16 protein-coding genes are annotated in these 24928 nt (G+C 39.1%); 7 read left to right on the top strand and 9 right to left on the bottom strand.

Annotated features, from left to right (window positions below; all coding sequences use genetic code 11):
• Window positions 1-123: 123 nt before the first annotated feature.
• From HCR01_RS13235 to HCR01_RS13225, 3 genes are all read right to left on the bottom strand, one after another.
• Complete coding sequence (locus tag HCR01_RS13235; RefSeq protein ID WP_193196630.1) at window positions 124-687, bottom strand: DUF11 domain-containing protein; 564 nt, start codon at window positions 685-687, stop codon at window positions 124-126.
• Between the two features lie 76 nt (window positions 688-763).
• The gene (locus HCR01_RS13230; RefSeq protein WP_193196629.1) at window positions 764-3322 is read right to left on the bottom strand and encodes a beta strand repeat-containing protein; all 2559 of its coding nucleotides are present in this window, start codon (window positions 3320-3322) and stop codon (window positions 764-766) included.
• An 876-nt stretch (window positions 3323-4198) separates the two neighbouring features.
• Window positions 4199-5374 (bottom strand): homospermidine biosynthesis protein, encoded by a 1176-nt coding sequence (locus HCR01_RS13225; protein ID WP_193196628.1) that lies wholly within the window; start codon window positions 5372-5374, stop codon window positions 4199-4201.
• A gap of 295 nt (window positions 5375-5669) precedes the next feature.
• Here HCR01_RS13225 and HCR01_RS13220 point away from each other — a divergent pair, with 295 nt between their 5' ends.
• Complete coding sequence (locus tag HCR01_RS13220; protein WP_193196627.1) at window positions 5670-6356, top strand: MBL fold metallo-hydrolase; 687 nt, start codon at window positions 5670-5672, stop codon at window positions 6354-6356.
• Window positions 6357-6462: 106 nt separating this feature from the next.
• Here HCR01_RS13220 and HCR01_RS13215 read toward each other — a convergent pair whose 3' ends face one another.
• From HCR01_RS13215 to HCR01_RS13205, 3 genes are all read right to left on the bottom strand, one after another.
• Window positions 6463-6696, bottom strand: coding sequence for a DUF3134 domain-containing protein (locus tag HCR01_RS13215; RefSeq protein ID WP_193196626.1), 234 nt, complete (start codon window positions 6694-6696; stop codon window positions 6463-6465).
• 152 nt (window positions 6697-6848) lie between these two features.
• Window positions 6849-7277 carry a hypothetical protein gene (locus HCR01_RS13210; RefSeq protein WP_193196625.1) on the bottom strand — a complete coding sequence of 143 codons (429 nt, stop codon included), beginning with the start codon at window positions 7275-7277 and terminating at the stop codon, window positions 6849-6851.
• Between the two features lie 796 nt (window positions 7278-8073).
• Complete coding sequence (locus HCR01_RS13205) at window positions 8074-8928, bottom strand: fasciclin domain-containing protein (protein WP_193196624.1); 855 nt, start codon at window positions 8926-8928, stop codon at window positions 8074-8076.
• A gap of 736 nt (window positions 8929-9664) precedes the next feature.
• Here HCR01_RS13205 and HCR01_RS13200 point away from each other — a divergent pair.
• The 4 genes from HCR01_RS13200 (at window position 9665) to HCR01_RS13185 (ending at window position 15315) form a co-directional block, all read left to right on the top strand.
• On the top strand, window positions 9665-10459 hold the full coding sequence (locus HCR01_RS13200; RefSeq protein ID WP_193196623.1) for a glutathione S-transferase family protein: 795 nt from the start codon (window positions 9665-9667) through the stop codon (window positions 10457-10459).
• 102 nt (window positions 10460-10561) lie between these two features.
• The gene (locus tag HCR01_RS13195; RefSeq protein ID WP_193196622.1) at window positions 10562-12292 is read left to right on the top strand and encodes a helicase HerA domain-containing protein; all 1731 of its coding nucleotides are present in this window, start codon (window positions 10562-10564) and stop codon (window positions 12290-12292) included.
• A gap of 615 nt (window positions 12293-12907) precedes the next feature.
• Window positions 12908-13891: an RNA polymerase sigma factor, RpoD/SigA family gene (locus tag HCR01_RS13190; RefSeq protein ID WP_193196621.1), complete on the top strand. Its 984-nt coding sequence runs from the start codon at window positions 12908-12910 to the stop codon at window positions 13889-13891.
• A 590-nt stretch (window positions 13892-14481) separates the two neighbouring features.
• Window positions 14482-15315, top strand: coding sequence for a hypothetical protein (locus tag HCR01_RS13185; protein WP_193196620.1), 834 nt, complete (start codon window positions 14482-14484; stop codon window positions 15313-15315).
• Window positions 15316-15420: 105 nt separating this feature from the next.
• On the opposite strand, the gene cobO is transcribed toward HCR01_RS13185, so the two are convergent.
• The 3 genes from cobO to HCR01_RS13170 all read right to left on the bottom strand — a co-directional run bounded on the left by cobO (window position 15421) and on the right by HCR01_RS13170 (window position 18343).
• Window positions 15421-16107 carry a cob(I)yrinic acid a,c-diamide adenosyltransferase gene (gene cobO, locus HCR01_RS13180; RefSeq protein WP_193196619.1) on the bottom strand — a complete coding sequence of 229 codons (687 nt, stop codon included), beginning with the start codon at window positions 16105-16107 and terminating at the stop codon, window positions 15421-15423.
• A 362-nt stretch (window positions 16108-16469) separates the two neighbouring features.
• A complete protein-coding gene (locus HCR01_RS13175; RefSeq protein ID WP_193196618.1) occupies window positions 16470-16925 on the bottom strand; it encodes a GFA family protein in 456 nt (151 codons plus the stop codon).
• 149 nt (window positions 16926-17074) lie between these two features.
• Window positions 17075-18343, bottom strand: a complete 1269-nt coding sequence (locus HCR01_RS13170; RefSeq protein ID WP_193196617.1) for a plasmid pRiA4b ORF-3 family protein — start codon at window positions 18341-18343, stop codon at window positions 17075-17077.
• A 194-nt stretch (window positions 18344-18537) separates the two neighbouring features.
• On the opposite strand from HCR01_RS13170, the gene HCR01_RS13165 reads away from it, so the two are divergent.
• A complete protein-coding gene (locus tag HCR01_RS13165; protein WP_193196616.1) occupies window positions 18538-19074 on the top strand; it encodes a nucleotidyltransferase family protein in 537 nt (178 codons plus the stop codon).
• Between the two features lie 171 nt (window positions 19075-19245).
• Window positions 19246-24693, top strand: a complete 5448-nt coding sequence (locus tag HCR01_RS13160) for an ATP-binding sensor histidine kinase (RefSeq protein WP_193196615.1) — start codon at window positions 19246-19248, stop codon at window positions 24691-24693.
• Window positions 24694-24928: the final 235 nt, after the last annotated feature.

Below are 24928 nucleotides of genomic sequence, written 5' to 3'. Positions count from 1 at the left end.
TCTTAGTGGTTAAAAAATCAATTTTCTAACCACTAAGGCACAAAGACACTAAGGTGAAAATCCTAAAATTAGGGAAATGATTTTTACTCTGAACAACGCTGATTATTGTTAGCTAATTGCAAATCAACGCACCTGGGTTTGATAAGTTGCTTTGACTATCGTCTTCGCCGCCACTGATGGAACTAGCAATCGGATGTGGGTGTAAATACTCGCTGGTGCTGGTTTAGTTTCCACTTTGCCGTTGGGGAGAGTGACTTTAATAGTGGGATTTTCTACAAAACTGCGTCCGCCATCAATGCTGTAGGTAATTTGGGCATTGTTGGTGATATTGGCAGACTTCAGCACATATAGCATTCCTTGAGGAATAGGTTGATTGAGAGTTAAATTCTTAAGTTGGCGATCGCTCTTATTTTCACCAATCAAGGTATATCTCAATATGTCTCCTGGTCGCACCATAACCTGACCTTTCAACGGTTCCCATTTCTGGCTTTGCTTACCCTGCTGATCCTTTGACACCACTTGCTTTTCTGCTTCTAAGCGCAATTGTATTTGCCCTTGAGTTTTGATATTCTGAGCAACAGCACTTCCAGATTGCCAGAAAGAAGCCACTCCCGGTATTTGACTGACAAAAGGTACTGTTGTGATGAGCGCGAACGCTCCTATACCTGCAATAGAAACACAGTTCATATCAATAGCCTCAAAAAATTTCCCAAATATTGATTGCTGATTAATCTTTCTCTGCTTTTGTGAAGGGTGAAACTATCTAGTTCACCTTGCGTCTGAAGGTAAATGTTCTTTGAATACCCGGTGTGATCGCGCCAGTAACGGTATTCACATATTTGGTGACATCAGTGTTTACAGTGGTTCCAGTCTGGTCAATGCCAGAGGTGCTAGCTGGATTACCACTGTAGAATTGGATGGTTGCAGATCCAGAATCTTGAGCTGAGCCAACAATATTACTAGTATCAATTTGAGTATTGCTATCGTTATCTAGCGCCCAATTATTGGGAGATTGCGTACCATCTTCAGTAATCACCAACTTGTCAGCATTCAAAATCACATTACCTGTTCCAGCTTGAGCATTAGAGATATTTGTGTACTGAATTTGATACTCAATAATGTTTCCTGGTGCAGGTTTTTTCAGAGCAGTACTGAATGTGCCATCATTTCCCTGGACTACAGGCCCAGTTCCTTGTAAGACTCGTGATACTTTTAACAGTTTTAGGAAGCCAGTGTATACGCGATCAATAGTGATATTTTGACTATCAGGTGTGTTGTCGTTGTTGGTATCAATGGAGCTAACCATATAAACTGGGAAGCCAAATTCTTGATCGCCTGTGTAGTCGGGGATAGTATCAGTTGACAGGGATGTGTTACTTGGTAAATCAACTTCCACACCATAGTTGATGCTTGCACCAGCAGCAACATTAGAAATCACAATTGGTGTACCAGTGATTGTAAAGGTTCCTGTTGCTTGATTGTAGGTATAGACAGCAGACTGACTATTATAAGTAACTGTCACTTTAGTCCCATTCGGCAAATCTTTAGGATTCGCTGGTACTGGTACTGTTGGTGCGATCGTGATGTTACCGGGGCTAGTACCATTATTTTTAACTGTGTTTGTGAAGCCAACAGATTGCGGGTCAAGTTTAGTACCAGGTGCCGTAGCAGTAGGAACGAGGGAAGATTTGTTAGTGAAATCATCGTTAGTTTGACCCGATGGCCCGGTAGCATCTGGCGCACCCTGCGGCCCGTTGAGAATCGCTGAAGCCACAGGCGTCTGTAGTGTAAAGATGTTCGCTTCACCACCTGTTGTACCATCACCAGTATTGTTATTGCCGATGTCAACTCCTGTTTCTGGAGTTGTTGGGTTGTTAATAAAACCGTCATCAACACTATTAGGTGGTAGAATATCGGGAACACCATCACCAGGCTGACCAACAGCAACAGGAGTATCTGTACCCGCACGAGGTGTCATGTTGCCTGGAGGCCCATCGTAGTTGCTGGGATTTTGGTCGCCTGATTCGTCGTATACTGGGAAATTATTGGTAGGAGTTTGACCAAATAATTGGGCAATGTTGGCGACAGTCAACGGTGAAGTTGCAGTTGATTTAATAGCTAACTGAACTGAGAAGCCATTTACTGTTGTACCAGGAGCGATGGAAGTAATAGTAGCTGGTCTATTGATAAAACCAACGCGGGTTATACCTGCTAGTGTGTCAGCACCTTGCAAGGGGAAAGTTTTCCAATTAGCTGTATTGGCATTAGTTGTGACTGGATTTGTGGTGTAGACTGCTTGCCAACCAAGAGGCGCAGTCGGTATAGCTGCAAGCTGTGTATCTGTGGGAATCGCATCAGAAATTAAGATGTATGTACCAGGAGTACCATCAACGTTAATGCTTGTACCAGTTAGAGCTGCGGGGTTAATTCCTTGGCCTGTTGGATCATTGTTCTCAACCCGCAAATTTAGATCGTAGGTCAGCTTGTCATCTGTAATTGCGGTCGTGCCACCATTGTTGTAAGCACTACGAGTCTTGAGAATTGTTGCTAAGGCGTAGGTCTTGAGCGTTGAACCTACCTGGATTTGATCGGTAGCACTAGCTTCTCGTGTACCGTTGACTGGTGTCCCAGCGACTTCACCAGGACTACCATCAGGGTTATCTACGGTGAACACGTCACCACCATCAGGATTACGCAGTTGGTTTTGAGCATCACCAGGGGTGTTACCAAGGGTAACAGTAATTACATCGTTGGGGTTAGCACCATTCTGTACAGTAATTGGCACACGCACCAACACAGTACCACCAGACGGAACCGAGGGTGTATCTACACCACCTGGAGATACGTTTATCCAAGTTGTGCCGCCGTCGGTGCTGTATTGCAGGTTATTAAGCGTACCACCATTTGGTAATGTGCCAGAAACGATACCTGGCCCAGTTGTTGTGGCTTGATTAGGAATATGAAATTTGGTTGGGTCATTACCAACGTTCGTCAGAGTGTAGGTATAGATTAGTAAATCGCCAACTTGAACTGTCGTATTGGTAGAGCTAGAAGTGGCATCTGTGACACCAGCAGCCGTTACGGTAACACCAGCAACCTCTGCCACAGTCACAGTTACCGTGTTAGAAGTCGCATTTATGATTGTTCCTGGATTGTTGGGATCTTCATAAGTTGCAGTCGCAGTGTTGCTGATGGATTGACCCGCAGTAGTCCCGTCAGCTAGTACAGGAGCAATAAATTGAAAAAAGCTACCAGTTAATAATGCTGTTATTACTAAAAATTGGTAGTGTTGATTGTTAACAAATTTATTGCGTTTCACCATAGAATTAATTAATTTATTGGACTTGTATCCTAGATTTTTAGACAGCATAAAGTTTGGCACTTCCCTAAAGAATTACCAGTTGTATCAGCCCAAAACTTTAGTGTTTTGAGAATGCATATTTGAGGAGTTAAATTATTGACTTCCCTCAAAACCCATATTGAGGCGAGTGCAGAAATAAATTGCTATTTAATTCGCGCTAGTCCTTGTTTATCAAGGCTTGTAGCTATGAATATGGGCAACTTATTCTTACGTACTGCCTAATTGCCTATGTGAATAAGAATGTAACTTTCGCTGCAAAAAAAGTCTTCCGTATAAATAAGTAACTTCTCTAGGAGTGAATTTGTATGTTGAAGTAGAAAAATAAATTTTATTTGTGAAAAATATATACCAATTTTAGTAACTGATTATGATTTAAAAACTATTAAAACTTATATATGAAAAGGCTTTTAGGTATTTGCTGTTATATATCGAAACTACTCTAAAAAATTATTTAAATCAAAGAAAGAGAAAAAAAGTAAGTAATCTAAACTATTAATGAAGCGATATTAATTATAATAAATACAAATTTACCATACTTATAATGCAATTTTATCATAGTACTTAACAGTATTAAGACTGAGAAACTTAAACTACTTTTTTAATTTGGACAGAGAATAGTTTAAGCAAAAACACTGGCTATAGGTTTGCTCATATCAAAATTTTATAGAGCATTTCCAGGTAGAACCGAGAAACGAGATTTTAAAAGGATTTTGGCTTAAGTTAACACTACCCTGTTTGACGTTACTACCCTCAAAGGAATGCGGCGATGTCATATAATCGCCGCTACCTAATTTATCGGAATGTTAAGAAAGATTCGGATAATCGATAACTCTTTCCCTAACGAGTGTTGGGTATCAACCTACCGCAAGGATAAGTTGCTATTTGCTGTGAAGCACTCTCAGTTACGGCTGCTGGGATTTGGTCTGATGATTGGGTTTTAGCTGCTAGATAGTCTGTCTGAAGTTTGTTAAACATAGCTTCTCGTCTATCATACAGACGCTTCAGAGAACGAGGTTGGCACTTGTTTAAAACGTACGCTGTCACCAGAGGTATCGCAATTGTACTATCTGTGTAACAAACAATCGTATTAGGCAACTCTTCCGGGTCAATTTTACCCCAACTGACCGCTTCTGAAGGGGTTGCTCCTGATAAACCGCCTGTATCTGGACGAGCATCGGTAAACTGGACAAAGTAATCGTGTCCTCTTTCTTCTAGTCCGAGGACTTCGTGAATTTGCGGTTGAGTTTGTAGCAAAAAGTTCTTAGGACTACCACCACCGAGAATTACAGCCGCACTTTTACCTTCAGATTCACGCGCACTGTAGGCGATCGCTGCTGTCTCATTCACGTCAATTGACGGATCTAATACCAACTGCGAACCTTCTAAGGCCAAAGCTGCTACGTTCATCCCAATTGAACTATCTCCTGGGGAAGACGTATAAATGGGTACGCCATATTCATAAGCTGTTGCTAGTAAGCAGGAATGCTGCACTCCCAATTGCTTTTCTACTTCTCGGACATACTTACCTAGTAAATGGTGAAACTCAGCGGTTCCCATCCGCTTTTGAAACGGTTCTGCTTGCAAAATCTTGCGAATGAATGCATCGGTTTCCAGCAACACGTCGTAGCCAAAAATAATGTCGTAAATGCGGATAGTGCCTTCCTGGCGCAGTTTCACATCATCTAAAAACGGATTTCCAGCAAAGAGTTCAAAACCCAAACCATAGTGCATATCGTGGTAAAGGTTTGCACCAGTGCTAATCATCCAGTCAATAAAGCCGTTGCGAATTAAAGGTGCAAGTGCTGAAACCCCAAATCCTGCTGGTGTCATCGCACCGGAAAGACTAACTCCCACCGTGACACCCTCCGTCAGCACATCACGACTCAGTAATTGACAAATTTCCCGCAAACGCGCCGAGTTGTAAGCAGTGAAGTAGTTATCAATTAAATCCACCACCCCAATATCGGTTGATATCGGTGTGGGTGCGATTTTTTGACCCAGATGTTTAGACATTTTTGCACTCCCGAACAGTAAACACGCCGAATCTAATGTTAACTAGCTTTTAGCAAATTCTTGCATCAGCTTTAAAACAACAGGGGTGGGCGATCGCTCTTTTAGTATTGCAGATATACCTAAAGACTATGAAATTAGTAGCTATGAAGTGCTAACTGACTGCGTACTCATGATCAATCAGTGGATTTGGAATTTGGCATAGAAACTACTGAAATCCTGCAATGCCAGACCTTATGCTGTTATTAAAGAAGATTGGTTGACTAGAAATTTATTATTCGCGTTGCAGAAACCTACTATGCTCTTTCGTCAACTATTCGATAAAGAGACGAGTACCTATACTTATCTGGTCGCTGATCGCTCAATCAAAGCCGCCATCCTCGTTGATCCTGTTTTGGAGCGGGTGGAACGCGATCTTAAGATGTTAGAAGAATTGGATCTGACCCTAAACTATTGCTTGGAGACTCATATCCATGCTGACCACATTACTGCGACAGATAAACTGAGGCAAGTTACGGGTTGTCTGGGTATACTACCTGAAAATGCTGAGGCTACTTGTGCAAACCACTACATTGGAAATGGAAACAAGTTGCCACTGGGGAGCATAGAGATTTTGGCGATCGCTACCCCTGGTCATACCAATAGTCACATGGCTTACTTAATCAACGGCACTCACCTGTTAACTGGAGATGCACTATTCATTCGAGGCTGTGGTCGTACCGACTTCCAAAGTGGTGATGCTGGATTACTGTATGATGCTGTTACTCAGAAACTATTCACTTTACCGGATGACACCTTAGTATATCCTGGCCACGACTACCAGGGACAGACAATATCCACCATTGGTGAAGAAAAGCGTTGGAATCCCCGGTTTGCCGGACGCAGTCGCAGTCAATTTATTGAGCTAATGAAGAACCTTAACTTACCTCATCCTCAAAAGATGCTGGAAGCTGTACCCGCAAATCAACGTTGTGGCAGAGTTTAAGTTGCGTCGAATTATCAAATTTGAAAACTCCACAATGCCCTAGTCTCAGACAACGCTTTATTGCAAGGTCAATTTTGTTGATTAGCATGAGCAGTCATATGCTCTGCTAAGCTTCTAAATCCATTTCAACATCGTCATCATCATGATCGTATGGGATATCATCCAGATCGATCATCTCTGAAATTTCTTCTACTTCATTTAGATACTCAGATTCTTGAGGTTCCCGCTCTATTAAACGACCAGTTGATTTTAGCCATTCTAAGAGAATAAATTCATTACTTGTACGAATTACAGTAGCTCGTTGGTTGCGAGGTTCTTCACGCAAAGGGCCGTTAGTCATAAAAAACTCACTTTGAATTAAGGGTAATCATGTCAAAACAGGATAATTATCCGCACTTGGCTAAAATCCTTAGTAGCTAAAACGCATACTTTTTGGGAAGCATCAGCGAAGGGCGCTGCTTGGGTCAGATGGTATACGACTCATTGATTTTTTCACAAGACAGATGGAACCTTGGAGATAGTTTCATACATATCGGCGGGTAACGCGGATAACCTATTTGCTACAGCTACCGCATCAGCTAAGTTACTAAATTGGCATCGGACAATATCCTGTCCGTTCCCTGAAGGAAATCGCTTTCTAGCTTTGTTAGATACGGCACAAATAACCCCTAATGCTTTGGCAAATCCATCTTTTGTCAATATTCTTTCTTGAGCGAATCCTTCTACTGGAATAAGGCAAACTTCAAACCGATAGCCAGGTCTAGGAGAAACTGCTATATCAATATACGGTTTATCTTCTTTTCTAATTCTGCGTAAATATTGGGCGGTAGAATTACTATCATGTAATTCAGTCCCAAGTGCGTAAGTAAAGAAGCAATCTTCCGAAAGTGACTCAGGACGGGTAATTATAGTGTTGGGCATATTTTCAAGCAGTATGTGTATGCTATCTGCATTTGCGACATTATTTTACTGTCAGTTTTTCCGATATATTATTGACAGTAAGTATCAGTTTGTAGTAAATATTCCAACACGATTCAGTGAATTAAAAATTTGAATTTTTTGCAAGCTCAGAAATTAGCTTTTAAGCTCAATTATTGATGTAATTTTCAACAATTGGATTAATCCGAATCTGGTTGGGCGATATTTTACTAGAATTGCTCTGTTGATGAATTAGGAGATAAATTTAACCTTCCTTTAAAGTCTACTTTCATTCTTCCTGGTGAACGCGTCTTATGGAGTCTTTTGCAAAAGTCTTAACTCGAAAAAGACATGCATGTATGAAGTGAAAGATTATAACTCAATTCGACTTCATTAAGACAAATTACCAATATAAATTGACATAGCTATAAATTGACATAGCAAACCTCTAGAATCAAAGAGTGTAGAGATTTAGATTCGGAGAGGCGTCTATATAATTCAGTCACATGACCGAAAATATTTCTCGACAATCTCATCATAGCATAGTTGACTGTTGAACTTTCTTCAACACTTTTACTTGGTAACTATTGCTACCATGAAAAACGAAAGATGGGAGAGTAAGGCGAGTAGGGAAGCAAAGGGAGAATAAATACTAAATTTTGAGCCTTGACCAATGACAAATGACAGACAGATAACTATCGCAAAAAAACCCCGTCTCAAATCAAAATCTCAACGGGGTTATTTCTTACAAACACTTAATCTTAACTTGGTTGTGTTATGAGTTTTACCTGTGTATCAACTACAAGTCAGGAGGCAGAATCACCTGATCAATTGCATGGATCACGCCGTTACTACCCGTGATATCTGCTTGAGTTACTCTAGCATCATTGACAGTTACACCAACAGCAGGATCAACCTTGACGTTGATTGCGCCACCTTCAAGGCTTTTGACTTCACCAGATTTTAAATCGGTGGATAGTACTCTACCAGGTACCACATGGTAAGTTAAGAGTTTTAGCAATACTTCTTTGTTCTCTGGCTTCAACAAATCTCGCACAGCATCTTGGGGCAATTTGGAAAAGGCGGTGTCAGTAGGTGCGAAGATAGTTAAGTTATCTTTGCCTTGCAAAGCTTCTGTCAATCCAGCTGCTTTTAAAGCTTTGGTTAAGGTTGTAAAGGAACTATTCGACTCTGCCAATGCTAACAAATTTTTGCCTTGAGTATTACTCGTCCCTGGGGCTGACGGAGTTGTCGTGGGTGGGACTCCTGCTGGTGGTGTGGTGGGTGTTGCTCCGGGGGTAGTAGGTGGGGTTAGGGGTGCAGGTTCACTAGGCGTGGTAGTGGTGCTACGTCTATAGGGAGGCTCATCGAAAATACTTGGTCTAGGATTTAGCACACCCCCGCTTTGCGCCACTTGTTTCTTTTTCTTGGGTTTGGCATTATCCTTTTCTATTTCTGAAGGAGCTTCACCGGGTGTGTATTGAGCATTTGCTTGTAAGTTTTGCCCACGGTTATAGGGAGTCTCGTTGAAAACACTGGGTTGAGGATTTAGTGCCTCTTTTGCTCCAGATGGTAAAGTAAGAAGAAGACTGGCACTAGTTAATCCGGCTATGCCTGCCAAAGTAGTCAGTAATTTGCTGTAATTTGCCTTCATAAATTTTGTTTGTCTTTAATTTGTCCACAGGTTACATAAAGATTTATAACATTTTGCTATGCATAAAATCTAACCTTAGAGGGAAGTAAATTTTTTTTATAAAAATAGTTGGTGTTGGAAAAACTTAACATCAAAATCGGCTCATGCTGATATGTGTCATTTAATAAAACAGATTTTCTCCCTTCGCTTATTGAGCGATCGCACTAATGAATAGTTCCCAAGCCTCACTAAGCGGAATGCAAATTTTCAGAAAGTGCAAAATTCTTACATCTATAAAAGTCAGAATTTACAATATTTTCAGAAAAGCTATCCAGCCAAAGGTTATTTAATATACAAAAAAACACGTAATTATAATTAACTTTGAAAGCTTAAATTCCTTATATAAAAGGCTATATGCTGAGGCTACTCCTCAATTGCCTAAGTAAAACAAAAAATTAAATACCTAATGTCTTAAGTAGACTAGCAACATAAAATAACTACTAAAGAAGTTCAAGAATCCGAGGTTAGATTTATTTATGTATACTGAATTAAATCATTTAATTATTTGATGTTTTGCTAAATCAGAAAATAGGATTTTTGTAAATCAGTAATTGGTCACAACTCAAGCAAAAATTTAGTTCTAATGTTGCTCAAATGGGAAATTGAGCTATTCAGACCAATGAAAATCACCTTAACTGAAGATAGAATTATGTAGAATTATAAAGTCAATAAAATAACGAGTTACAAGGTATACAATATGCTGGAATTATACCAATGGGAACTATCTCAATACTCAGAAAAAGTACGCTTGATTTTAGATTATAAAGGACTAGATTACCGCAAAATTGAGGTGACGCCTGGAATTGGACAGGTAGAACTGTTCCGATTGACTGGTCAAAGACAAGTGCCAGTGTTGAAGGACAGGAATAAATATATTGCTGACTCAACAGCGATCGCCAAGTACTTAGACTTACAATATCCTGAGCGCCCACTGTTACCGCAAGACCCTAAAAAACGAGGTGTAACCTTATTGCTCGAAGAATGGGCGGATGAATCGATAGGACTCAAAGGTCGCAAAGCCCTATTTTCTGCTATTAGCCAAGATCAAAATTTCCGTAAGTCTTTATTACCCACCTCTGTACCAGATGTACTCAAAAGTCTGGTTGAAGGAGTTCCCAGTGATTTACTGACAGTTTTGGGTTTTGGAGTAGGTTATAGCCCAGATGTAATCAAATCAGCGATCGCGGATTTGAAGCAAGACTTAGACGCACTGACGTTACTGCTAGCAGATAGTCCTTATTTAACAGGAGATGAACCTACTTTAGCTGACTTGACTGTAGCAGGTTTATCGATATTATTGAAGTTCCCCAGCGGCCCTTACCTAGATTTACCAGCATCTATCAGAGGTAAAGGAGTGCCAATATTTGCAGAGAATCCTGATTATGAACCATTCTTCGCCTGGCGCGATCGCCTTTATGCCCAATTCCGCAAACCCTTAATCATGACTACCCCACCATCAGGGAGTGCGCCGACTTCGATTCAGATTGACTAGGTAATGAGCAAGGGAAGAGGGGGAAGGGGAATGGGCAATAAATACTAACTCTTGACTTTCGACTCTTGACAAATGACCAATGACAAATGACAAATTACCAAAATGAATTCGGGACAGCCATTAGGTTCGGTAACACAAGGTTCTCTGACAGGAGGGTTAGAAGTACGATTACACCCTGATATTTCTGTTGAAGATATGCGGGTGGGTAAATTTTTGGTTGTACAAGGGATGCGATCGCGTTTTTTTTGTATGCTGACAGATGTGGCACTGGGAGCTGCTAATGCCCGAATTATTGCTAATCCCCCCAGTTGGGAAGACACTTTTTTACGAGACGTTTTAGCCGGGAGTGGTACTTACGGTACAATCAACCTCGCGCCGATGTTGATGTTTACTCCCGAAGCTGAAGAATCTTTCTCACCCACAAATGGCAAATCTGCAAATCCCTTCGTCCCATCAACAACGGGATTGGCTTCATTTGTGCCACAAACCAGTACTACGATGGAATTGTTGCCTGTCAAAACTATTCCGAGTCACTTCAGCCAAGTTTATGAAGCTAGTGAAGAGGATTTTCGTCGAGTATTTGGTTGGGAAGATGACCCCCAAAGGCGCAACTTTTCCATCGGTAAACCTTTGGATATGGATGTACCGGTATGCATCGATTTAAACCGCTTTGTTGAACGTAGTAATGGGGTTTTTGGTAAATCTGGTACTGGCAAATCCTTTTTGACACGCTTGCTTTTAGCTGGCGTCATCCGCAAAAGTGCAGCGGTGAACTTGATTTTCGATATGCATTCCGAGTATGGCTGGGAAGCAGTCGCAGAAGGTAAGAACGTTAATACTGTTAAAGGTTTAAAGCAACTGTTTCCTGGTAAAGTCGAAGTCTACACCCTCGACCCGGAATCAACAAAGCGTCGGGGTGTGCGCGATGCTCAAGAACTCTATCTTAGCTACGAGCAAATTGAAGTTGAAGATATTAAGTTATGTAGTCGAGATTTAGGACTTTCAGATGCAGCCCTGGATAACGCTAATATTTTGTATAGCGAGTTTGGCAAGTCTTGGATTGTCCAGTTGCTAAACATGACTAATGAAGAAATCGAGATGTTCTGTGACGAGAAGCGAGGACACAAAGGCTCGATTATGGCATTGCAGCGCAAACTCTTACGCATGGACAGCTTGAAGTACATGCGTGCGGTTTGCCCCCAAAATTATATTAGTAAAATTGTCCAATCTCTGGAAGCTGGGAAGAATGTTGTGGTAGAATTCGGTTCCCAGTCTAATATGCTCTCTTATATGTTGGTGACTAATATGATCACCCGACGGATTCATGAGCATTACGTCAAGAAGGCAGATAAGTTCCTGCAAAGCAAAAATCCCTGCGATCGCCCAACACCACTAATGATTACTATTGAGGAGGCGCACCGTTTCCTTGACCCAGCAATAGTACAAAGCACCATCTTTGGTACTATCGCCCGCGAACTGCGGAAATATTTCGTAACGCTATTAGTGGTTGATCAACGCCCATCGGGGATAGATAATGAAGTTATGTCCCAGATTGGTACTCGCATCACCGCTTTGCTCAATGATGAAAAAGACATTGAAGCGATTTTTACAGGTGTGTCTGGTGGTGGCGCTCTGCGATCGGTGTTAGCAAAGTTAGACTCTAAGCAACAAGCCTTAATTTTGGGTCACGCTGTTCCCATGCCAGTAGTAGTACGTACGCGTCCTTACGATGCAACCTTCTATGCCGAAATTGGTGATACAGCCTGGGAAGAAAAGACTGACACAGAAGTATTTGCTGCTGCGGAACTAGCTAAAGCTGATCTTGGTTTTTAAATAGTCATTTGTCTTTTGTTCTAGGCTGTGGGAAGCATCTGACACATCTACGTCAGAACCGATGTGCTAATGACTAATGACTAATTGACGATTGACCAATGACTAATGACAATTGACAAATTCGTAACATCCCCCCATTAGCACAGCCAATAAAGTTCGGTTATCCGGCTAATTACTGGCAACAGAAGAGGGGTTTTTGGCGTCACTATAGATATACAAGCCTACTCAAGGAATTTTAATTTTTTGGCAACCGCACAATTTCGGATATAATTAAAAGCTTTATTTAAGCTACTTTACTATTCTCCTGATTTGTCGTAATATTAAGTTAAGTAGAACTCATACTGACTTCGTATTTCTCAGTCGCCGCTAGTGACTGTCCAAGTGAAGAATTCTCAAAAAACAACCCACCGTGCTTCTAAAAAACTAAAAAATTTAGGGAAGGTAGGGGGAACCTATCGCAGGGGCATACCGTCTCGACAACGGCTGTATTAACTGATTGCTTTTGGTAGCTCCCTATGTTCCGTGATATAAGTACTACCTTTCCCAATCCACTTAGCAAGAAAACCTTAGTAAGAAAATATTCATTGTGTTTACGGAGTAGAGGACAACGCACCAATGCCTACTGTTAACACCCAAACGGAAAACCTAAACACCAAATTTACAGCTGATATGGTGAGAACCTATCTGCGGGAAATTGGTCGTGTACCACTGCTCACCCGTGAACAAGAGATTGTGTATGGGAAGCAGGTGCAACAAATGATGACGCTAATCGACGCCAAAGAGGCTTTGGCGAAGAAACTGCACCGTGAACCAAGTATGTCAGAATGGGCTGACAATGTTCACCAAACCGAAACCGATGTCAAACAAACGGTAGCGCAGGGAAAGCGGGCAAAGCAAAAAATGATCGAAGCGAACTTGCGCTTAGTGGTTGCTATTGCCAAGAAGTACCAAAAGCGGAACATGGAGTTTCTGGATTTGATCCAAGAAGGAACTCTAGGATTAGAGCGGGGCGTGGAGAAGTTTGATCCCACAAGGGGTTACAAGTTCTCAACTTATGCTTATTGGTGGATTCGCCAAGCAATTACCCGCGCGATCGCTCAGCAAGGTCGTACTATCCGCCTACCTATTCACATTACCGAAAAACTGAACAAAATCAAAAAAGTACAGCGAGAACTGGCGCAAACTTTGGGGCGATCGCCCACTCCGGCGGAAATTGCCAAAGAACTGGAATTAGAACCAGCCCAGATCCGCGAATACTTGAATATGGCGCGTCAACCAGTTTCTTTAGACGTTAAAGTTGGCGATAACCAAGATACCGAGTTGCAAGAAATGCTGGAAGATGACGGCCCATCACCAGAGTATTACACCAACCAGGAATTCTTACGCCAAGATTTGAACAACCTACTAGCAGAACTAACCCCCCAACAGCGAGAAGTTTTAGCTCTGCGCTTTGGTTTAGAGGATGGTAACGAATTGTCTTTAGCGAAAGTTGGTGAGCGGTTAAGTCTCAGCCGTGAGCGTGTCCGCCAATTAGAACATCAAGCTCTTGCTCATCTGCGTCGCCGTCGCGCTAATGTCAAAGAATACGTTGCTAGCTAAAAGCGATCGCTTCCGATAATTTTAAGGGTTGGCTTTCGACCCTTGAGCTTTTCTTTAGTAACTTCCAGATAAAAAATATCCAACTATTTATTGTGGGGTGGCCGTTTACTCGCCCGTAATCAAAGGCGGACAGGATGATTCAAAGTTCTGAGCCGGGATTTTCTCATCTCAAACTTCTCCCTACAAGACTGGATAATTATCTTTTGGAAATTCTTTAGTTCATTAACATGCGCCTCCTGAATTCAGGAGGCGATTTTTTGTATTAAGTTATGAGCGATCGCAATCAATTACCTGGAATGTAGTGTTTCTAACTTAAAAATCCCCAAAAAAAATATAAGATACTCCTTGGAGTATTTAATTTGTGATTAAACTCACCCAAACGGGTGAATCCATTGGAGGAAGCTTGAAAAATCTAACCAATGGTAGATTAAGATTCTAGACCTAAGTTATAGAAAAACTTTATCTTTCGACATTTTTGTTTTTCGGACAATAGAAATCAAACCATTGACGGAGCCTTGAACGGTCAAGACTTAGTTACGGTTCAAATAAGTTCTAGAGAACTTGGTTATTTTTTTAACAGGAGAAGTAGGGTGCTTAACAACATTCGTCAGTTCTTACCCCCTCTTAAGTTGGGAATTCCCCTTGTGGGCTTACTTCTCACCCTCGGCTTTGTGGCTAAGCAGACTCAACCAGTGCTGAGTAGCCAAATAGAAAAAGCATCCATACTAGTTACAGATTCTCAAGTTTCATCTGCTCGAATTCAGAAAAGCTCCGAAACTCCTCTGTTATCGCGGCTAAGAGAAGTTCGAGAGCAAAGAAGTCAACGCAAGACGGCTTCTAGATTTAGGGATTCAGAGTTTGAGCAAAGAAAACTTGCAAAATCGACTCCCGTTCGCAGCAAAGTATCTAGACGCTCTCAACAGCGGTCTAAATATATTGCTTCTGCAAGCTTATCGAGAAAGAACCAAACCGTAGCGCTGGTTCCAGAACCCAAAGCATCTGTAAAAGAAGCAGGAATTCTACCGAGAGCAAACTTTCCCGCTAAAAATGGGATTTATCTTTATGGTCAATCCCCAAAACCAAACCAGCTTGGACAAGGATACATTATATTTCAGAAGCAACAAGGCAGAGTCAGAGGTGCATTATATATGCCTCAATCAGAGTTTAGTTGTTTCCAGGGTACACTTGATCGCTCAGGAGAGTTGGCGATGACGGTGAAGGGTTCACCAGATGAAGCCAGTTCGAGTCAGGTAGCTACAACCAATAGACTACCTAGGGTTGCTGACGATGAGTCAACTAGCTACGCCTACTCGGTAGCACTGCAAGATTATCATCAGTTAAATCGTATTAGCGCCAACGACAGACGGATATTGCAGATGTGCAATCAATCTTCAGCAAGTTCTTACAGTAAGTTTGTCAAATGATGAATACCGTCATTGGTCATTAGTCATTTGTCCTTTATAAATACAAATGACTAATGACAAAGAACGGCCCTGATGAGTTGATGTGTAATTGAAATACCTAACAAATTAATACTCAATTCCTGGTTGCGCTTTAACGCCTTGATCGCGGAAAGGATGCTTAACTAAGGTCATTTCAGTTACTAAGTCAGCTTGTTCAATTAAAGCAGCCGGTGCGCCTCTGCCTGTTAGAATAACGTGTTTATCATCTGGTTTTTGCGCTAAACCTGCTAAAACTTCTTCAACTTGTAAATAAGCCATTTTGAGGGCGATATTGATTTCATCTAACAACACTAGATGAAAATCTGGATTGCGAATATATTCTAATGATTTCTGCCAAGCGGCGCTAGCTTTATCGAGATCGCGATCGCGGTCTTGAGTTTCCCAGGTGAAGCCTTCGCCCATCGCGTGAAATTCCAACTGATCTTCCCAATAACTGAAAACCCTTTTTTCTGAAGGTTCCCAACTACCTTTGATGAATTGAACGATCGCCACTTTGTAACCATGACCAAGCGATCGTAACACCATCCCCAAAGCCGCAGTGGTTTTACCTTTACCATTACCAGTATTTACAATAATTAACCCTTTTTCTGGCACAGCTTGTGCTATTCGTCGATCCTGGACTTCTTTGCGCCGCTGCATCTTTTTGCGGTACTGTTCATCAGTTAGATCAGTTAGTGATGAAGACATGACCTCATCAATCAAGCGCCCAATCTCTTGGTCTTGGTTCAACTCTTGTGGTGTATCTTTTGTCATCAACCTTGTGTACAAAATAACTGTTAAAACTTTCGAGAATGAACTGAAATTTAGTTTATTATCCTATTTAATTTAAGTTACATGATTAGATATATCCAATAAGATTTTACTGAAAAATATGATAATACGTTAGCTTTTTTAACATGAGTTACAGACAAGTATAGAAAACTATATGATATACAAGCTAAACTTATAATTTGAGTTTAATATTACTTTTTTAAATAATTTAATATGTTCATTCAAGAACTTTACTAGTAAAATTTTTTCATTCTCTCCTTTGGTACAGTCATGAGTTAGACTACCAACTGAGAGCGTTAGTTAAACTATTAGGGGTATGATGTCTAATGTAGAGAATTGTGCGTTTATAGATGCTGTTGTGTCCATTTTTCCCATAAAGGCTGAATATCCTCTGGTTGCCCGTCATAGTTAAGCAATTGATCTGAAATTATCACCCATGACTGAGCACTGCTTGTCCAAAGGTTACCCACTGGGCGTAACCAACTTGTATCATCTAATGTTCCTGCTTTGACATTGATAGTATTTTGGTTATAAGTCCTTTCATGGAACAATCGCGTTCCACAGTCGCCACAGAACAGGTTATTTACTTCACGCCCGCTATCAGTTGTCCGAGTCCAAGCTTTCGGTTTTCCCTGAATAACCACAACAGCATCTCGTGGTACGGTAAGAGACATTCCAAAAGCACTAGAGGATTGTTTCTGACATTCCTTACAGTGGCATAGATAGAGGGTTAACGCTTGGGCATGAATTTCGTAACGAATCTGTCCACATTGACAACCTCCACTATATGGAAGACTCACAAGTTTTATCTCCTCACAATTTATATTACTTCATTTTAACTAAAGCTATCTCAATTTTGAGGCTAGTTGTAGGAAACACAATCAACTCATAAGCTTCTACAATGTCGCTTAGGTTAAATTAACTACTTACTAATTCAAAGAGAAATCCTTCATTCTTCCTCTTCATCTAATTCATTATCTTCACTCCAATACTGTTGAGGTGCATTTCCATGAATTTCCAAAATCTTTGCTTTTTTAATTTTATTATCAGGTGGATTAATTGCTTCTAATTGCACATCAAATTCCCAATTATCACCAAAATCATAAAGATAGATCATTTTAGAACCGGGTTCTAAAGGCAAATTACCAATTTGCACTTGATCTGCAAATGGTGGTGTTTCTATGTATGGATGACAAATCTTGATTGTGCGACCAAAACGGTCTTTATAACTAAACTCATACAAATGATCATAATCAAAGTCAAAAGCATCAAGAATTATCTCGGCTAACCAGCTTAATGGTTTTTTTGCTGGGATTGCAATGCGTCGCCAAGAACGAGAAACGGACACTTTAAAAATATAAATACCATCAGTGAAGCTTTGCATTGGCACATGTAAATTCTGCTGCCATTCTGGAAAAAATGCTTGCAGATGTGACTGCAATTTTCCAAAAGTCACATTTACATCATCCTGTAACTCTCCGCGTATTCCAATCGGAAACAATAACCGTAATAAAGCATCACCGAAAGGCAAGCGTTGTAAACTGGCAATGCGCCATCCTTTACCTGCTTGTGGTTTTCCCTGTTTGATAGATATTAGTCCAAATAACTCTAACAGGGCAACGTTATGAAGACCAGGGTAATAACTAATATTTTGTTGATCTTCATATTTGGCAAATTTTAAACCTTTATCTGGGATGCGGGGCCAAAACTGTATGCACCTAAATAAATTGCCGAAAGAGTCTTGGTGCTCACCCAAAATTTCGTTATTTCCCCAAATCAACCAGGCTTCTAGTAAGTTGAAATAGCGTTCTGTGGAGTTGAGATTTGACCATGATTTCAAAGTAGCTTCGTCTGATATTAAAATCTGCTTTTTTCCTTGAGATCTAATTTTAGCTATCCCAGAACTGCGTAATAATAGGTAGAGTCCATTAATGTAAGGGTATGATTTCTGTACAGGGCGTTTGAGTTGATGTTCAATTGGATGACTCAACCGAGAATTAATTTCTGATAGTACTTTTAATGGTAAAAGATTATTAACACTACTAACTTCTATCCCATCTGATTGCAAGAAATCTATCATTGTTTGAAAATCACGCCCAATTGTACCGGGTTGATTTTCATTAATACTGAGTTCTTGCAACAGTTGTTGTTGTGACTCAGTTAGGGAAGGCAGTTCAGGATTTAGTGTGCGTTCAAGCCGCGCAAATAAGTCTTCCATAAATAAGAAATTTAAATTTTAAATTCACAACTTTCGCTATCGTGTAACCCTGTTCTCTTTGTACTATAACTACAGAAGTTCTCTTGATAAACATCAACCCACCAAGTGTCAAAGTAGGACTCAAAAACCGTAATCTTTGTGAAATGTAAATAATAATATTTTCACCTTTTAGTTGACAATTCCAAAATTTTGATATGAATAGTAACACTCACCTACAAACGATTTTAGCTGATACAGTTATTGGTACAGTACTACCTGCGATCGCTCAACTCAACTTACCAAACTGGTGGTTAGCAGGGGGTGCAATCCGAAATACAGTTTGGCACTCAATCTTTGGCAATGAATGTGGATTAGGTATTAAAGATTTTGATATTGCATTCTTTGATATTGAAGGAAACCGTTCCCAAGAAATAGCCGCGAAAGCAACTTTAACAGAACAATTTTCTCATGAACAGTTTGATGTGAAAAATCAAGCCAGTTTTGCGCGTTGGCGTCTTGGTCACAGAGCCTACACCAGTGCAGAAGACGGTATCACAGATTGGCTACACACCGCTACTGCTGTGGGAGTTCGGCTAGATACAAAAGGTGAATGGCAATTTTTTACACCTTATGGGTTGGATGATCTGTTTGGTGGGATTATTCGACCGACGCCAGCACATACTCATAACTTAGATGCTCACAATAAGGCATCTGGATTTTTACAAAAATGTCCTTATCTGCGGTTGGCATAAAAGCTAGAGTCAGAATTTTAGCTACTGGTTTGAGTTACAGCCACGCAACCCTAGAGGACGGAATCGCAATGATAATAATCTCCTACCCACTGGGAATAATTAAACCAGAACCCCTTTCACCATAGAACAGGGGATGATGCTAATTTTTGTAACTTTTGTAGTCAAAGAATAATGTCAAATTGTACTGGATACCAAATCAATTCCACTCTCCACGAAGGAATTCAAACTATTATTTATCAGGCACAAGCGCTAAAGACGCAACAGCGATTTATCCTTAAACTTCTTAAAAATGAATATCCTACTCTTGAAGCTTTTACACGCCTGAAAAATGAGTATCAAATTCAGCAGAGTTTAGACCATTCAAACATAGTTAAAGCTATTAGTTTAGAAACCTTTGAAAATCGTATAGGACTGTTGTTAGAAGACTTTGGCGGTCAGTCTTTAGCCCAACTGCTACAAACAGAAAAACTCGACTTGATTAACTATTTAAACATTGCTATTCAACTAACTAAAGCCTTAGATTATTTGCATCAACACCAGATTCTTCATAAAGATATCAAACCCAGTAACATCATCATTAACTCCCAAACAGGTGTTGTTAAACTCACTGACTTTGGTATAGCCTCCCGCCTCAACAAAGAAAATCCCCAATTTACTAACCCTAACTGCGTTGAAGGCACACTTGCTTATATGTCTCCTGAACAAACCGGGAGAATGAATCGCATTCTTGATTATCGCACTGACTTTTATTCTCTTGGCGTGACTTTATACGAAATGGTAACAGAGAAACCACCATTTTTTAGTCAAGATCCTCTAGAAATAGTTTACAGTCACATTGCTGTTCAACCAATCAACCCACAGTCATTAAATCCCAAAATTCCTAATGCCATCTCAGAAATTATTATGAAATTGATGGCAAAAACTGCGGAAGACAGATATCAAAGTGCCACAGGATTATTAGCAGACTTAGAATTATGTCTCAACCAGTTAGAAACTAAGGGTATGATTACTGATTTTACTCCAGGTCGTTTAGACATTTTAAGTCAGTTATTAATACCTCAAAAGTTATATGGACGTGAAAAACAAGTAAGTGAACTATTAGCTACCTTTGAACGGATTACATTTGGAGCTAGCGAAATGATGCTAGTTTCTGGTTATTCTGGTATTGGCAAATCAGTTTTAGTCAACGAAATTAATAAACCCATTACTCGCCAACAAGGTTACTTCATCCCTGGCAAATTTGATCAATTTAAACGAAATATCCCTTATACTCCATTAATTCAAGCTTTTACTTACTTGATCCGATATTTACTAACAGAGAACAGCGAAAAAATAGAAACATGGCGTAATAAGATATCTTCAGCTTTAGGAATAAATGGAAAAGTCATTATTGATATTATCCCAGAATTAGAATTAATCATCGGTACACAGCCAGAAGTTGTCCAAATCGGAGCAACAGAATCACAAAACCGCTTCAATCGCGTTTTTAAAGAATTTATCCAAGTTTTCACCCAAAAAGAACACCCTCTAGTCATTTTTTTAGATGATTTGCAATGGGCAGATTCAGCCACATTAAACTTAATCCAACTGCTAATAACTGATACTGACAGCAGACATCTATTGTTTATTGGAGCATATAGGGATAATGAAGTTAGTCCCACGCATCCTTTAATCCAAAAAATAGAAGAAATTCAGAATGCTGGTACAGTTGTTAATAATATTGTATTGCAACCTTTGAATTTAGAGAATGTAACTCAGTTAATTGCTGAAACTTTACAAGAAATCCCATTTATTGAAAATGAATTTTCAGGTAACGCCCATCAATCAGAAAGCCAAGCTTTTAATAATCAAGTTATACAATTGGCTGAATTAATTTGTAATAAAACAGGCGGCAATCCATTTTTTATTACACAGTTACTTCAAGTATTTTATCAAGAAAAACTCTTAAAATTTAATTTTAGTAATGCGAAATGGCACTGGAGTCTAGAGGAAATTCAAGCAATTGGAATTACTGACAAAAATGTAGTTGAACTAGTTGCTAGTCGGGTTGAAAAATTGCCAAAATTTACTCAAGAGGTTTTGAAATTAGCAGCTTGTGTGGGTGACAGATTTAGTTTAGATGTTCTATCGATAATCAATGAAAAAGCTCCTTCTGCAACAGCAAATGATTTATATGCAGCTTTGCAAGCAGGGTTAGTTCTACCTTTAAATGAAGCTTATCGGATTCCTTTAATTTTTAATCAAGAAGAAGCAGCAAATTTGAATTTTGATACTTCACGTGTAGGTTATAAGTTCTTACATGACAGAGTACAACAAGCAGCTTATTCGTTGATTCCAGAACATCATAAAAAAATTACGCATCTAAAAATTGGGCAATTGCTGCTGCAAAATATACCTAAAGAGGAAATAGAAGCCAATATTTTTGATATCGTCAATCAGTTGAATGTAGGTATTGTTAATCTAATAGAGCAATCAGAAAAAACCGAATTAGCACGCTTAAATTTAATTGCAGGTCGAAAAGCCAAAGCTTCTACAGCTTATGAAGCAGCTCTTAAGTACTTGAAAACTGGAATAGAGCTTTTAAATATAGATGCTTGGCAAACTGAATATAACTTAACTATAGGTTTGTATGAAGGAGCCGCAGAGGTAGCTTATCTAAATGGTAATTTTGAGCAGATGCAGCAATGGTCTGAAGTAGTGCTGCAACACGCCAATATTCTTTTAGATAAAGTGAAAGTCTATGAAGTGCAGATTGTAGCTTCCATAGTTCAAAGTAAACAATTGGAAGCTATCCAAGTAGCACTATCAATTCTGCAATTACTAGGAATAAATTTTCCAGAGAAACCAACATCAGCCGATATTCAACAGGCGATGGATGAAATCGTTGCTCAAATGAGAGGAAAAACAATTGCAGATTTAATTAATTTACCTCTCATGACCGACCCGAACAAGATAGCAGCAATGAGAATCTTAATGGGAGTTCTCCCCGCAGCTTTTCAAACTGCTCCTGAAATGATGCCAATTATTGCCTGTGAAATGGTCAATTTATCTTTAAAGTATGGCAATACGGCTGTATCAGCCTATGGTTATAGTCTTTATGGGTTAATTCTTTGTGGAGTTCAAGGCGAAATTGATTCTGGCTATGAGTTTGGCAAATTGGCTTCAAGTCTGGTGTCACAATTTAATGCTGAAGAACTCAAAGCTAAGATTTTGACAGTTGTTAGCGCTCATGTTATGCATTGGAAAGAGCATATTAAAGAGACATTGTCATCAGCAAAGATAGGGTATTCTAGTGGTCTAGAAACCGGAGACTTAGAATATGCTGGCTATTGTGCTTATATTTATCCCTATCATTCATTTTGGCTTGGTAAGGAACTTTGGGTTCTAGAAAAAGAATTGATAGCTTACTGTGAATCGCTGAAAAAAATTAAGCAACAAGTAGCTTTAACTTGGAACCAAATATATTTACAAACAGTTTTGAACTTAAAAGGAAGTTTGAAAAATGTATGCTGTCTAATTGGAGAAGCTTACCATGAGCAAAGCATGCTACCAATTCATCAGCAAGTGAATGACCTTTATACAATTAACCATTTATTTCTCAATAAGTTAATGCTCTCTTACCTGTTTGAGGAGTATTTTCAAGCTCAAGAAAATGCTGCAATGGCAGAAAAGTCTTTAGGTGGTGTTACAGGATTGTTTGTTGTTCCACTGTTTTACTTCTATGATTCTTTAACTCAATTGGCAATTTATCATACCGCTAAAGAATCTGAGCAGCAGGCTATTCTTGAAAAAGTAGAAGCTAATCAGCAAAAGATCGAACTTTGGGCTACTCATGCTCCAATGAATCACTTACACAGATTTTATCTGGTGGAGGCAGAACGGTATCAAGTTTTAGGTCAAAAGCTTAAGGCAATGGACTACTATGAGAGTTCTATTGCCAAATCTCAAGAAAACGGTTGTCTTCAAGAAGAAGCTTTAGCCTATGAGTTAGCAGGAAAATTTTATAAATCTTTAGGTAAAGAGCTAATTCATCAAACTTATATAACTAAAGCCTATTATGCTTATATTCGTTGGGGTGCGATCGCTAAAGTTAAATACTTACAATCAAAGTATACTTTTCTAGTAGAACAAACTAGTACTATAGAGGCTTCTACTTTAAAACTAGATGCAACTCACATTGCTACTAACACTACCACTAATAGCAGTTTAAGCGACTTTCTAGACTTTAATACATTCGTCAAGTTTTCCCAAGCAATTACCAATGAAATTATTTTAGAAAATTTATTGGGTAAGTTAATTAAAATTTTACTAGAAAACGCTGCTGCACAAAAAGTAGAGCTACTACTACTTAAAGATAATCAACTATATATCGAAGCTTCTAGTAATACTACTAATGATGTAGTAAAAGTTTTACAATCTATTCCTGTTGAAACTTATGATGATTTACCTATCTCTGTTATTAATTACGTTTTCAGAACTCAGAAAAAGCTGATATTAAATGATGCCAGAATTACTGAACCTTTTAATGTGGATGTATACATTCAAAAATTTCAATCAAAATCAATTTTCTGTTTACCAATCATTTATCAATCGCAGCTTACAGGTATTATTTATTTAGAAAATCAGTTATCATCAGGAGCTTTTAGCTCAGAAAAAGTAGAAGTATTAAAAGTTTTAGTTTCTCAAATGGCTACTGCTATAGAAAATGCTCGATTGTATACAAGAGAACAAGATAAATCTAGGCAATTAGAACAGTCAATCAAAGATTTACAAGAAGCACAACTACAACTCATCCAAAGCGAGAAAATGTCTTCTCTGGGGAATTTAGTTGCAGGTATAGCGCACGAAATAAACAATCCTATTGCTTTTATTACGGGTAGTATCGCTCAAGCAAAAGATACAGTTACCGATTTAGTAGATTATCTGCAACTGTATAGAGAAAAATTTCCTAATCCTGGTGCTGAAATTGAGGAAAAAGCTGAAGAAATAGATATAAAATTCTTACTAAAAGATTTACCCAAAATAATTGATGGTATGACAGTAGGGACACAACGCATTTGTAATATTAGTACATCACTCCGTACTTTTTCCCGCGCTGATACTACCTCTAAAGTATTAGCTAATATCCATGAAGGTATTGATAGTACTCTGCTCATTTTACAGCATCGTCTGAAAGCTGATCATAATCGTCCAGCAATTCAAATTGTTAAGGATTATGGAAATATTCCATCAATAAAATGCTATTTAGGACAATTAAATCAGGTATTTATGAATATTGTTGCAAATGCAATTGATGCTTTAGAAGAAGCAAATATCGGTCGGACTTTTTTAGAAATTCAGGAAAATTATCCTAACTTTATTACTATCGTAACTAACATTAGTGAAGATAATAAAAATGTGATAATTAATATTCTAGATAATGCTAAAGGAATGCCAGAAGAAGTTAAAGCCTGTATTTTTGAGAATTTATTTACTACTAAATCTGTAGGAAAAGGTACGGGATTAGGATTATCTATTAGTCGGCAAATTATAGTAGACAACCACGGCGGAAGTTTGATTTGTGAATCAGTTTTGGGACAAGGAACAGAATTTATAATTTCTATCCCTATTTCTGGATAATTTTCTACAGCAATCTTATTTTAATTGTGTAAATTGTAAAACTTCAGAAAAACTACTTATTTATGAACTTTTTTTTGAGTTTTATGAATTATCGATGATTAATACATATCAATATAAATTTAGTTGTAATTAACAGTTACAAAGTTGTTGCTTACCTGCTATAAATGATTAGATACTTAAATCTTGTACTAGTTTAATCATTACACTAGGAATATAGTTTTCCTGGTTTACATGC

The organism is Nostoc sp. MG11, from assembly GCF_014904695.1.
In the GTDB taxonomy this organism is placed as follows: domain Bacteria; phylum Cyanobacteriota; class Cyanobacteriia; order Cyanobacteriales; family Nostocaceae; genus Komarekiella.
The sequence above is the reverse complement of the archived record's forward strand: the minus strand, read 5'-3'. Positions and strand labels throughout refer to the sequence as shown.